12 protein-coding genes are annotated in these 12,609 nt (G+C 50.6%); 4 read left to right on the plus strand and 8 right to left on the minus strand.

Annotated features, from left to right (window positions below; translation table 11 throughout):
* Positions 1 to 6: 6 nt before the first annotated feature.
* The 3 genes from lapB (at position 7) to yciH (ending at position 2,430) form a co-directional block, all read left to right on the plus strand.
* On the plus strand, positions 7 to 1,176 hold the full coding sequence (gene lapB, locus HV352_RS10715) for a lipopolysaccharide assembly protein LapB (RefSeq protein ID WP_047417273.1): 1,170 nt from the start codon (positions 7 to 9) through the stop codon (positions 1,174 to 1,176).
* Positions 1,177 to 1,365: 189 nt separating this feature from the next.
* Positions 1,366 to 2,103: an orotidine-5'-phosphate decarboxylase gene (pyrF, locus tag HV352_RS10720; RefSeq protein ID WP_181635472.1), complete on the plus strand. Its 738-nt coding sequence runs from the start codon at positions 1,366 to 1,368 to the stop codon at positions 2,101 to 2,103.
* Positions 2,104 to 2,430, plus strand: a complete 327-nt coding sequence (gene yciH, locus HV352_RS10725) for a stress response translation initiation inhibitor YciH (protein WP_016153243.1) — start codon at positions 2,104 to 2,106, stop codon at positions 2,428 to 2,430. It abuts the gene before it with no gap.
* Positions 2,431 to 2,520: 90 nt separating this feature from the next.
* On the opposite strand, the gene osmB is transcribed toward yciH, so the two are convergent.
* The 7 genes from osmB to fabI form a co-directional block, all read right to left on the minus strand.
* Positions 2,521 to 2,739: an osmotically-inducible lipoprotein OsmB gene (osmB, locus tag HV352_RS10730; RefSeq protein ID WP_003020583.1), complete on the minus strand. Its 219-nt coding sequence runs from the start codon at positions 2,737 to 2,739 to the stop codon at positions 2,521 to 2,523.
* 268 nt (positions 2,740 to 3,007) lie between these two features.
* Positions 3,008 to 3,760, minus strand: coding sequence for a DNA-binding transcriptional regulator YciT (locus tag HV352_RS10735; protein ID WP_016153242.1), 753 nt, complete (start codon positions 3,758 to 3,760; stop codon positions 3,008 to 3,010).
* 94 nt (positions 3,761 to 3,854) lie between these two features.
* A complete protein-coding gene (locus tag HV352_RS10740) occupies positions 3,855 to 4,046 on the minus strand; it encodes a hypothetical protein (protein ID WP_161623181.1) in 192 nt (63 codons plus the stop codon).
* 173 nt (positions 4,047 to 4,219) lie between these two features.
* Entirely contained in the window at positions 4,220 to 6,211 is a 1,992-nt protein-coding gene (gene pdeR, locus HV352_RS10745; RefSeq protein ID WP_029139557.1) for a cyclic di-GMP phosphodiesterase, read from the minus strand.
* 265 nt (positions 6,212 to 6,476) lie between these two features.
* Positions 6,477 to 8,411, minus strand: a complete 1,935-nt coding sequence (locus HV352_RS10750) for an exoribonuclease II (protein ID WP_181635413.1) — start codon at positions 8,409 to 8,411, stop codon at positions 6,477 to 6,479.
* An 89-nt stretch (positions 8,412 to 8,500) separates the two neighbouring features.
* Positions 8,501 to 9,646, minus strand: a complete 1,146-nt coding sequence (locus HV352_RS10755) for a carboxymuconolactone decarboxylase family protein (RefSeq protein ID WP_181635414.1) — start codon at positions 9,644 to 9,646, stop codon at positions 8,501 to 8,503.
* Between the two features lie 199 nt (positions 9,647 to 9,845).
* Complete coding sequence (gene fabI / locus HV352_RS10760) at positions 9,846 to 10,634, minus strand: enoyl-ACP reductase FabI (protein WP_016156642.1); 789 nt, start codon at positions 10,632 to 10,634, stop codon at positions 9,846 to 9,848.
* Positions 10,635 to 11,074: 440 nt separating this feature from the next.
* On the opposite strand from fabI, the gene HV352_RS10765 reads away from it, so the two are divergent.
* Positions 11,075 to 11,764 carry an EAL domain-containing protein gene (locus tag HV352_RS10765; RefSeq protein WP_047500365.1) on the plus strand — a complete coding sequence of 230 codons (690 nt, stop codon included), beginning with the start codon at positions 11,075 to 11,077 and terminating at the stop codon, positions 11,762 to 11,764.
* Between the two features lie 38 nt (positions 11,765 to 11,802).
* Here the strand turns inward: HV352_RS10765 and sapF are convergent, their stop codons facing one another.
* Positions 11,803 to 12,609 carry a peptide ABC transporter ATP-binding protein SapF gene (gene sapF / locus HV352_RS10770; RefSeq protein WP_016153235.1) on the minus strand — a complete coding sequence of 269 codons (807 nt, stop codon included), beginning with the start codon at positions 12,607 to 12,609 and terminating at the stop codon, positions 11,803 to 11,805.

Raw genomic sequence — 12,609 nt, forward strand, 5'->3', positions numbered from 1 at the left:
TTATTTATGTTGGAGTTGTTGTTTCTGCTTTTACCTGTAGCCGCTGCCTATGGGTGGTATATGGGTCGCAGAAGTGCGCAACAAACCAAGCAGGATGAAGCTAACCGTCTTTCTCGTGACTATGTCGCCGGGGTTAACTTCCTCCTGAGCAATCAACAAGATAAAGCGGTGGATCTGTTCCTTGATATGCTAAAAGAGGACACAGGCACCGTTGAGGCTCATCTCACCCTCGGAAACCTGTTCCGCTCTCGCGGTGAAGTCGATCGCGCAATCCGCATCCATCAAACGTTAATGGAAAGTGCCTCGCTGACCTACGAGCAGCGTTTGCTGGCCGTGCAACAGCTGGGGCGCGACTACATGGCCGCGGGACTGTACGACCGCGCGGAAGACATGTTCAATCAGCTTACCGATGAAACTGATTTTCGGGTTGGCGCATTACAGCAACTGTTGCAAATTTATCAGGCCACCAGCGAATGGCAAAAAGCCATTGATGTAGCAGAGCGTCTGGTAAAACTCGGCAAAGACAAACAGCGTAATGAGATAGCCCACTTCTACTGCGAACTGGCCTTACAGCAAATGGGTAGCGACGATATGGATCGCGCCATGACGCTGTTGAAAAAAGGCGCGGCGGCAGACAAAAACAGTGCACGGGTATCCATCATGATGGGGCGCGTGTACATGGAAAAAGGTGATTACGCGAAGGCGGTTGAAAGCCTGCAACGGGTCATTTCCCAGGATAAAGAGCTGGTCAGCGAAACGCTGGAAATGCTGCAAAGCTGCTACCAGCATCTGGGGAAAAACGATGAGTGGGCGGAGTTTTTACGTCGGGCCGTTGAGGAAAATACTGGTGCCGCCGCCGAACTGATGCTGGCGGATATTCTTGAGGCGCGTGAGGGGGCTGATACCGCTCAGGTCTATATCACTCGTCAGCTGCAACGTCATCCTACGATGCGCGTGTTCCACAAGCTGATGGATTATCATCTCCACGAAGCCGAAGAAGGGCGTGCCAAAGAGAGCCTGATGGTTCTGCGCGATATGGTCGGAGAGCAGGTACGTAGTAAACCGCGTTACAGCTGCCAGAAGTGCGGTTTTACCGCGTATACGCTTTACTGGCACTGTCCATCCTGCCGTTCATGGTCAACCATTAAGCCCATTCGCGGACTTGATGGGCTGTAATTTTTAAAAAAACCTTATTTTAGTTACAACATACTGTTGGTGTGTAATAGATCCATCCTCAACCTCCGTTGCCGGTTCGCCTGGCAGAAATGTAATCGCGCCTGTTAATTTTCTATTACCGCAGGTAGAATGCACGCCGTTTACCCATTTCGCGCCGCCGTGGGCGCCCATCCTCAAGAAGGTCTGGTCATGACGTTTACTGCTTCATCTTCTTCTCGTGCTGTTACCGATTCTCCTGTCGTTGTCGCTCTCGATTATTCTAATCGTGATAAAGCATTAGCTTTTGTCGACAGAATTGATCCTCGTGATTGCCGTTTGAAAGTGGGCAAAGAGATGTTCACGCTTTTTGGACCTCAGTTGGTTCGCGATCTACAACAGCGTGGTTTTGACATCTTTCTTGATTTGAAATTTCATGATATTCCCAATACCACCGCGCATGCAGTTGCCGCTGCTGCCGAACTTGGCGTCTGGATGGTTAACGTTCACGCTTCTGGCGGGGTGCGTATGATGACTGCAGCCCGTGAAGCCTTAGTGCCTTTTGGCCAGGACGCGCCGCTGCTGATTGCCGTGACGGTTCTGACCAGTATGGAAGCCAGCGACCTCGCCGATCTCGGCGTGACGTTGTCACCTGCAGATTATGCTGAAAGACTGGCGCGCTTAACCCAGAATTGTGGTCTGGACGGTGTCGTATGCTCAGCTCAGGAAGCGGTGCGATTCAAGCAGGCGTTGGGCCAGGCATTTAAGCTGGTGACGCCGGGGATTCGTCCAGAAGGCAGCGAGGCGGGCGATCAGCGTCGTATTATGACACCGGAACAGGCGCAGTTAGCAGGTGTGGATTACATGGTGATTGGTCGTCCGGTCACCCAGTCGGCCGATCCCGCGCAGACGCTGAAGATGATCAATGCTTCCCTGAAACGAGGTGCGTAAATGAACGACTCAAACTCTCGTCTGGTCTACTCTACCGACTCCGGGCGTATTGATGAACCGAAAACAGCGCCTGAGCGTCCAAAAGGCGATGGCATTGTTCGTATCCAGCGCCAGACCAGTGGTCGCAAAGGGAAGGGCGTGTGCCTGATTACCGGTATTGATCAAGACGATGCCGAACTGACCAAATTAGCCGCAGAACTGAAGAAAAAGTGTGGTTGCGGTGGAGCAGTGAAAGATGGCGTGATTGAAATTCAGGGGGATAAACGCGACCTGATTAAATCGCTGCTGGAAGCTAAAGGAATGAAAGTTAAACTGGCTGGCGGTTAATAAAAAAGCCACGGAAAATTTCCGTGGCTTTTTAATAATACAGACCTGAAAAAGTAAACGTATTATTATATCGAGCCGTTTAACCGTAGATTATTTACCCACCTGGTGGCCAATAATACCACCTACTGCAGCACCACCCAGCGTACCCAGCGTGCTACCGTCAGTCAGGACTGCACCACCTATTGCACCTGCACCAGCACCGATTGCGGTGTTACGATCTCGTTTGGACCAGTTAGAGCAGGCACTCAGCGACATTGCCAGAGTAATCGCCAGAATGGCAGCGGTCATTTTTTTGCTCGTTACTAACATAATACTTTCTCCTGAATTATTGATTCACGGAATCCAGTGTTCTTTAAGGATAGCGTCAAATTAAGACTATCGAAGATATTTCCGTGAAACCGTTTAGCGAAGGCATTACAAACACTATCCTGAAGTTGGAGGTTCGTTCCTGTTATATCGCTAACATTAATTTTACGACTTTATCCTGTTAACGACAGGTAAAAAGTCTTAATTGGATTGTCAGATAACTCTCAGAGAGCAGATGATTTGTCTGCTGACAAACCATCTACTGAAGATTTTATGCGTGGGCATCAATGATATTGACGATTAATCCTGAATGTTCGAGCTGCATTTGTACGCTGGCGCTGAGTCTGGAGTCCGTTACTACGCGGCTGAATCGCTCTAATGGACCCAGCGTGTAAGGGTGAATGGCGTCGAATTTTGAGCTGTCGGTCAACACAATAACTTCTGCGCCTTTTTCCAGCACCGCGTTAACCACGTCAGAACGCATCATATCGCGTCCGGTAAAACCGGTATCAGCCTGCCAGCCGTCAATGCCGATAAAGGCCTTACTGAAGTGTACCTGCTGGATAAACTGGCGAGTTAAGGGGCCGACCATGCTCTCACTTTTTTTCTGGTAAATTCCACCGAGAAGTATCACTTCACAGGGCGTTTCTTTAAGCAGATGAGCAATGTAGCTGCTCACGGTGATGATGGTGACATCTTTTTGCTCTGCCAGCGTTCTGGCCAGAAGTGCATTGCTGCTGCCATTCTCAATGAATACGGATTCGCCTGGACTGACCAGAGATGCAGCGAATTCAGCCAGTTCACGTTTCAGAGTGAAATTGGTCATCATGCGCGTTTCAACATCATCGCTGTTCAATGAAACAGCAAAACCGTGGGCTCGGCGTAAGTAACTCTGTTTTTCCAGCGTGTTCAGATCCTGTCGAATCGTCACTTCGGAGACACCGGTGACTTTTGCCAGATCGGCGACGCTCATCTGACCTTTATCGGTCACCATCTGCAAAATAGATTGTTGTCGGGAATTCATAGTATTAATTTTATTGCGATATCGTATCGGAAATTAAACGGAAACTGCATTATCTGCAGTTGCTGATAGCAGCGACATCAAAAGATCACTGTCATCAGATCTCCCATGGCGCCTTCTGCTTTTTCGCCAAAGATTCGGCATCTTCTTTGACCGTGTTTAACAGTTCAGCTTTCAAAATTTCAAGATTGTGGATGGCTGAGTGGTAATCACCTGCAACGAGGATATCCAGCACGGTATCAATACGTTCGGCCAGACGCTGAGCGTCGATATCAGACATGGTCGTCATCCTAATGGCAATAGAGTTTGAATTTCATGATGCAGAATTTCATGGCAAAAGAGAAGGGAAAAATAGTATTAACCTGAACGATTGAAGAATATTATATATTCTGTGATTACATGCGGATAGCGTCGTCAAGTAATGTCCATTTATGGCTATTTATCGCCTTCATTCTCTCTGCATTAGCGCAGTTTTTTACTCAGGTGGCGGCGATACCAACGTTCAAATGCGGCTGCTGGCATTGGTTTGGCGAATAAAAACCCCTGACGCTCATTGACACCATTTTTGGTCAGAAACGCATCCTCTTTCGCGCTTTCCACGCCTTCGGCGATGACCTGCAGGTTGAGCGCCTGCGCTACCGCAACTATGGCCCGTACCAGCGATTGTGAAATGGATTGTTTGTGGATCTCTCTGACAAAGGTCTGATCCAGTTTAATGGCATCTAGCGGGAAGCGGGCCAGTTGAGACAGCGACGAATAACCGGTACCAAAATCATCCAAATGGATTTGCGCTCCTAACTGGCTAAACTGCTGAATGACTGACAACGCCAGTTGCTCATTTTCTATCAAACTGCTTTCCGTTAATTCAACATCGATGGGGCAATACTCAAAGTTGAGCTCGTGAAGTACCTGCTTAAGTGCGGTAAACAGCGTCTGGTCGGCGAGCTGGCGGGCAGAAACGTTTACCGCCACGCGCAGGTTTATTCCCTTGTCGCGCCATTTCGCTACCTGGCGCACAACGTCGAGAATAACCCAACGCCCCAGCGGGACGATGAGCCCCGATTCTTCGGCGTAGGAGATAAACTCCAGCGGTGGAATGAGGCCGCGTTCCGGAGATTGCCAGCGAACCAGCGCCTCCAGGCTGCGCACTTCACCGCGCCAGGTTATCTTTGGCTGATAATGGATAACCAGTTGATCGTTATCCAGCGCCTTACGCAGATTAGTATCCAGCCACAGATATTCAAATACCCGCTGATTCATTTCCGGAGAAAAAACACAAAACTGCCCACGGCCGCCTTCTTTCGCGGTGTACATGGCTGTATCCGCGTTACGAATGACGCTCTCGCAGTCCTGACCATGCTGAGGCGCGAGGGATATACCAATAGAGCATCCGGTATAGACTTCAATCAGACCGATGCGGAAGGGCTGGCGCAGGCGCGTCAGAATGCGTGATGCGGTGGCTTCCAGTGTGCCCTGGGATGTTTCGGTGGCAAGAACAATGAATTCATCGCCGCCAAATCGCGCCAGGATCTGGTTGTCTTCGAGGCAACTGAGGATTGCCAGCGACACGCTTTGTAGTAGCTGATCGCCAAACATATGCCCGTAGGCATCGTTTACCTTTTTGAAGTTATCCAGATCGAGGTACGCAATACCGACCTGCGTATCGCCCGCGTTCTCAATCGCATTGCTGATCAGTTCATGAATTGCGTTGCGGTTTGGTAATCCAGTGATGGAGTCGGTATTCGCCAACACCCGCAGTCGTTCCTGCGCGCGGCGTTCTTCAGTGATATCGGTCCCGGAACAGATCAGAAAAATTTCGTTCTTGCCGCTACCGTTATGCACAAATTTATTGCGAAAAAGAAACAGACGCTGGCCTTTGCAGGTCTTGACCCAGCGTTCAACCTCATACGAGTTACCTTCGCGAAAAAAGACCTCAATATTGCGCCGTGAAGCCGCCGCTTCACGACGGCTCATAAATAATGTGAATACACTTTGACCAATGACTTCACGTTCTTTGAGGCCGGTGTACTCTTCGCACAGGCGATTAAACCGCTGAATGTTGCCCATGCGGTCAAGAATGACAATAACGGAATTGGCTTCGGAAACGACTTGTTCGGCAAAAGAGAGGCCGTGGGCCAGATCGCGGGCGACGGAAGGGGTGTCATCCCAGGCGGATGCACTACCGGCCCATTCGCGCTTATTGATTTTTCGACCGACCAGATGCACGGGAATGTCGTCATCTTCAATGGGCAACGTCATTAACAGACTTGACGTGATCACCGTCATCTCGCGAATGCGATCGGCTTGTTCAGGTAATAATTCGATGGTCTGATCAGCTTCTGACGCTTCGTCGATAGAGAAATGCAGGATGTTGCAATCCTCTGACAAACGCCAGTAGGGGTTATGAGTGCCCACATAGCTATACAACGTAACCAGCTCCCGGACGTCTTTCATCATGTGTACTATCCCGTTTAAAGCGCATAGAGCCTCAAAAGTATGGGTAGCCATGATTCATTCGGGGTGATTATGGCTGAACGTATTGTTTTTTTTATATATTTATGTTTAATCCAGAATCTGTAAAAAGCAAAGCCAGCGGAACTGAAAAAAGTAAAAAAATAAAATTGACCGAATGAAAGAAGTGTAGTGCGGTGGTGGGAATTTGGGCGGAAAAAAGAAACGACCTTTCACAAAATGAGAAAGGTCGCTGGATTGATACGTGTTACGCGGCTGGACGCGCGATAACGCTGCGGGTTTCCATGCGAACTTCGGCGATGGTTACGTCAATCACATCCGTGACTTTGTAAACCACTTCACCTTTAATTTGCACCGTGCCGCTTTCCTGGCTGCATACCAGCTCGTCCCGAACGGCGTGCAGGAATGGGGCAGGAATAAATGCGACTGCGCCATTATCAACTAAACGTACGCGCATACCGCCGCGGCTAACGTCAATTATCTCGGCCGCAAAGCGGGTATCGGTCCCGGCTTTGTCACTCAGGAAACGGGCGTATAACCAGTCGCCCACATCACGCTCAGCCATCCGGTTCAGGCGACGACGTTCCGCCATTTGCACCGTGGTATCATCCCCAGGGCGGGTAATGGTTTCACCTTTGATGACGGCCTTAAGCAGGCGGTGGTTAATCATATCGCCATATTTACGAATAGGAGAGGTCCAGGTGGCATAAGCCTCCAGACCCAGCCCAAAGTGCGGCCCTGGCTCGATACTGATTTCAGCGTAAGACTGGAAGCGGCGAATTCGGCTGTCGAGGAAACCAGAAGGCTGCGCATCCAGCTCGCGGCGCAGTTTGCAGAAACCTTCCAGCGTCAGGACTTCCTCGGCATCAACGTGCATACCATGGGTTTTTAGCAGCGCGGCCAGAGCGTCGGCGTTGGCCGGGTCGAATCCCATATGGACGTTATAAATACCGAAGCCGAGCTTGTCGCGAAGCACGCGGGCGGCGCAAATGTTTGCCGCAATCATGGATTCTTCCACGATTCGGTTTGCGATGCGGCGTGGCTCAGCGACGATGTCCAGGACTTCACCTTTTTCACCAAGAACAAAACGGTAATCCGGGCGATCTTTAAATACCAGAGCATGGTTATGACGCCATTCACCGCGGCTCAGGCAAATACGGTGTAGCAGACGGATTTGTTCAGCAATCGCGTCATTTGCAGGCTGCCAGTCACCGGCACCTTCCAGCCAGTCGGAGACGTTGTCGTAGACCAGCTTCGCTTTCGACTCAATCGTCGCTGCGAAGAAGGTGATGTTGTCTTCAATCGCGCCATCCGCGGCGATGGTCATACGACAAGCCAGAACCGGACGCACTTCGTTCGCGCGTAAAGAGCACAGATCGTCAGACAGTTCGCGTGGTAGCATCGGGATATTGAACCCCGGCAGATAGTTAGTAAACGCGCGAATTTTTGCCGTTTTATCCAGCTTGCTGCCTTCTGCAATCCAGGCCGTAGGGTCAGCAATGGCGACAGTTAATTGCAGTTTGCCGTCGGCCAGCTCTTCAGCATACAGCGCATCGTCCATATCTTCGGTGCTGGCGCTGTCGATGGTGACAAAGTTGAGGGCGGTTAAGTCCTGACGAACCAGACCTTCATCCAGCATCTCAGTTGCCACACCGTCCGGCGCTTCTTTTTCGAGATTATGGCGTGCCAGCGTGACCCACCACGGGACAAAGTGGTCATCAGCAAAAGTGATAAATTGGGTTAACTCGGCATAGAAGGTGCGATCGCCTTTCAGCGGGTGGCGGCGCATTTCAGCGACGGCCCAGTCACCTTCTTTAAAGTCGTGCTCAACGCCGCGGGCGGCACGGCAAGGGATCGCTTCTTTCAGTAACGGATGATCCGGCACAATGGACAGACGATCATTTTTGCCCTGAACTTTACCCACGAAGCGCGTCAGGAAGGGTTCGATCAGTTCTTCCGGCTCGGCAGATTCACGATCTTTTTCTGTATGGATAACCGCAACAATACGGTCGCCATGCATCACTTTTTTCATCTGCGGCGGTGGAATGAAATAGCTTTTTTGTGCATCGACTTCCAGGAAGCCAAAGCCTTTTTCCGTGGCTTTTACCACCCCTTCAGCACGTGGCGTCTGGGAATGCAGTTGCTGTTTAAGCTGCGCTAGCAGCGGGTTGTCCTGAAGCATAATTGTCTATTTTCGTGGCTAAAAGAGCGGCTGACAGTTTTACGCGATTCTCTCAGTTGCGGCAAGCGCTCTTTCAGTAAGTGGATCGGTTAATAAGTCTCGCCCAGCGCGATTTTCAAGCGATTCAACCATCCGCACAATCCGCTCCAGGCCAGCAGGTTAATCGCTTGTTCAGAAGAGATGCCCTGATCGAACAAAGGGGTTAACAGCGCGGCGCTAAAACGGTCGGGCGCTCGGGTTAACCATTGTACCGCCTGCAGGGTGACGCGCTCAACCGGATGTCGCTGTTCCCAACGCTGTAATTCACGTTCCTCCTGGCGAAGCAGGGCGATAACGTTGGCTAATTCATTGGCTGTATGTGCCTGTTCATTAAAGCAGGCCACGCTGCCGTTAATCCGTGACGTCATTAGCGCCGCCAGTGAAAATGCCCGCACCGGCACAGCGCTGCGCCGGGTACTGGAAATCAGTGTCGTGAATAAATCCAAAATGACTGGTGAATGAATCAGTAATGGCACCAACGCTTGCAGTTCATCGGGAAAATGTCTGGCCGTCGTCTCGTCCTGATCAGGATATTTTTCGATTGGGAATGGCGCAGCGTGCCAGGTAGCGTTTGTTGCACTAAATGACGAAGCGTGAGCGAATTGCTGTATATCCAGCACCGGTATTCGGCGTACCGGATGTCCAAACCAGGCCTGAAACAGGGCCACGGTCCGGGCCTGAAAACCGACGAAGCCGATAATTTGATTCATCAAAATACTATCGCTGGTGGTCAGCCCGACCGCATCCAGATGCTGGCGATCGCGTGCGCCTATCACGTCAGGAGAGCTGGCAAGTTGGCGAGCATATTGGGTAATTTGCGCCAGCCGATGGTTACTTTCCCGTGACGAGTCAGGACCAGGAAGCGGTGTTAACCGCGCGGCATAGTGATTGCACAATCGCTGGACGCCATACACCTGAGCGACGGTAAGCGCCGTACTCATCCGTTCATAGGCGCTGAATGTGTGCATCTGATTCAGGTTTACGTGAACCGGGAAGAGAACCTGGGCAAGTTTACGGGCAGGGATTAACCAGGATTGAAAAGGCAAAAGGGCGTCATCAGGTATCGCCAGATCCAGTAAAAAGCAGTCGTCGACATGAGCGGCTTCCGGCACCAGCGGCAGAATATCTTGCGGATGCTTGCTGGATTGCGTCTCATGATACCAGTGGCTTTTGCCTTCAATTCGGCGTTGTTCCATGGGCGGTCCTTGGTCTAAAAAGTGGCGACCCGGACACGTCGTCTACTACTACGCCGGATCGTTTGCGCTGCAATATCCTGACGTAAGCAGAAGAGGGGATGAAAGATTGTTCCGTGATAATAAATATCAGAAAAGCATATATGGCGACGGGCAGAGGAGAGTCATGGGCGGGGCAAGACCGCCCATAGAAGACTTACGATTATTTCAGTTCCAGCTCGTTCATTGCCGCGATACTGAAGCCACCATCGACGTGAACGACTTCACCCGAGATGCCGGCAGCGAGATCGGAACACAAAAATGCTGCGGAGTTACCCACATCTTCAATGGTTACAGTGCGGCGAATCGGCGTAACCGCTTCACAATGCGCCAGCATTTTACGGAAATCTTTAATGCCGGAAGCGGCGAGTGTACGGATAGGACCGGCGGAAATAGCGTTCACACGCACGCCTTCAGGACCCATCGCATTAGCCATATAGCGGACGTTCGCTTCCAGTGAGGCTTTTGCCAGGCCCATCACGTTGTAGTTAGGGATGGCGCGCTCTGCGCCCAGATAGGATAGCGTCAGCAGCGCTGAGCCTGGGTTCAGCATGGAACGGCAGGCTTTTGCCATCGCCACAAAGCTGTAAGCACTGATGTCATGAGCAATTTTGAAGCCTTCGCGGGTGACTGCATTCACATAGTCGCCATCCAGTTGGTCTGCGGGCGCAAAACCAATGGAGTGCACGAAACCGTCGAATTTCGGCCAGGCTTTGCCCAGTTCGGTAAACAGTGCATCAATGCTGGCGTCTTCCGCCACATCACACTGCAGTACGATGCTGGAACCCAGTTGAGCTGCAAATTCTTCGACGCGGCCTTTTAGTTTGTCATTCTGGTAGGTGAACGCCAGTTCAGCCCCTTCGCGATGCATGGCCTGAGCGATACCCCAGGCGATGGACAGTTTGCTGGCAAGACCCGTTACCAGAATGCGCTTACCGGAAAGAAAACCCATAGCTTTAATCCTTATGGTCATTGCTTATTTTTAGCAATCAATGAGTTATGATCACAATTTGAAGGTGGTTCGAAATGGGGCAGCAATTATATCCCACTCTTTGTGCCTTGTAGAATAGTTATCATCCCTTACTGATAATCACTTTTCATTACACATGAGGGTTATAACACTTCGCTGGTTAAGTCTCATTCATTCTGCGAAGCGCGGGGGGATGGAGAAAATACAAGGCTTTAAAGGCATCTCAATGGTATTATTAACTGCTAGCTTATGTTTTAAAACATAGCAATGTAGGAACTTTCTTAAAACAAAAAATATGACCGTATTCAGTTCGTTATGATATATTGTTTTTATCGATCGATATTGATTCATTGATCGATATTATTGATTGATTGTGATTAAAAGTGCATTATCAGGAAGTTATGATCAATTGGAGTGGTCTTATGCACTATCATTTCATCGCGGAACCGATGAGAGACACAACTGATACGTTACTGGGTGTTGAGATGAGCGTCCGGTTTGCTTCAGATACGGTTTCGCCGATACATCCAGAGTTCATCATTTCAGCGTGGAATAGCGAACAAAAACGTAATTTCATGCTCGAGCAAATTCGATTAATTGCCGAAAAGCGTAATTGGTTTGAGAGCCACAACCTTTTCTGTACTCTGAACCTCATTGATGAAATGGCGCTGCTGGCAATTGGCGACCCGAGCGTCAAATCGGCGCTACATGCCATGCCTTTTGTCGCACTAGAACTTTCAGAGCGTTTTCTGACGAATACCGTATGTCTGAATAATCTGCTGATTAATTCACTTTGCGACGGTCCAAACGCATTATGGCTGGGCGATCTGGGCTCCGGCAGCATTGGGGCCAGTCCGCTGGTTTGCGGTCGTTTTGATGTTGTGAAGTTGGATCGTGGTTTTTTCCTGGATCAGGCTGAAAAACCGATGTTCCCGGTGCTAATTAAAAACATCCGCGAATATTGCGACCGCATTGCGGTGGAGGGCGTGGAAACCAAACAGCTTATCGACGAAGTAGGCGCGGCTGGTGTTTGGGTGATGCAGGGATCCCTTTTCCCTTCGGTCGCGTTTAGCGAGGTTGATACACTGCTCTTACCAAATGTTTGTCACTGATTGCAAAATTGCCCTCCGGTTGAGGAGGGCTGCATCTGCTAGCGATCTTTACGCCACGCGTCAGCGGTTAGCGCTTCGCCGAAATGGCCGGCAATCAGGCGACGGGTCAGCTCATGCAACGGCGAGGCCAGAACATCTGCTGTACTGCCGCGTTCAACCACTTCACCCTGGTGCATGACTAATACCTGATCGCTGATGTGCTTCATCATGCCGATGTGCTGAGTCACATAGATATATGAAATCCCCTGTTTTTCCTGTAATTCCAGCATCAGATTGATGAGCTGCGAACGCATCGACATGTCCAGAGAGGCCAGGGCTTCGTCGGCGATAATGACTTTGGGTCGCAAAATGAGCGCTCGGGCAAGGCCCAGACGCTGTTTTTGTCCCGGAGCCAGCATATGCGGGTAATAACTCACATGGTCAGGCAACAGACCGACCATGCGCATGGTCTCGATGATCTGTTTGCGGCGCTGTTCAGGCTCGAGGTCGGTGTTCAGACGTAGCGGAAAATCGAGGATCTGCGAAATACGTTGCCGTGGGTTAAGCGACGTTGACGGATCCTGGAAAATCATACGGATACGCTGACTACGGAATGAATAATCACCATATTTTAACGGGTGATCGTCAATCAGCAGCTCACCGCTGGTAGGCTCAATCATACCGGCCAGCATCTTCGCCAGCGTAGATTTACCGGAACCATTTTCACCTATAACGGCGAGCGTCTGACGCTCGCGCAGGGTAAAGCTCAGGGGTTTAACGGCCTCAACGGTCTGACGGCGGAATAAGCCCGTCCGGTAGCGAAAGGTTTTGCTCAGATTACGAACTTCGAGCAGGGTTTCTACCAT

This window comes from Citrobacter sp. RHBSTW-01044 (genome assembly GCF_013781945.1).
Taxonomy (GTDB): domain Bacteria; phylum Pseudomonadota; class Gammaproteobacteria; order Enterobacterales; family Enterobacteriaceae; genus Citrobacter; species Citrobacter braakii.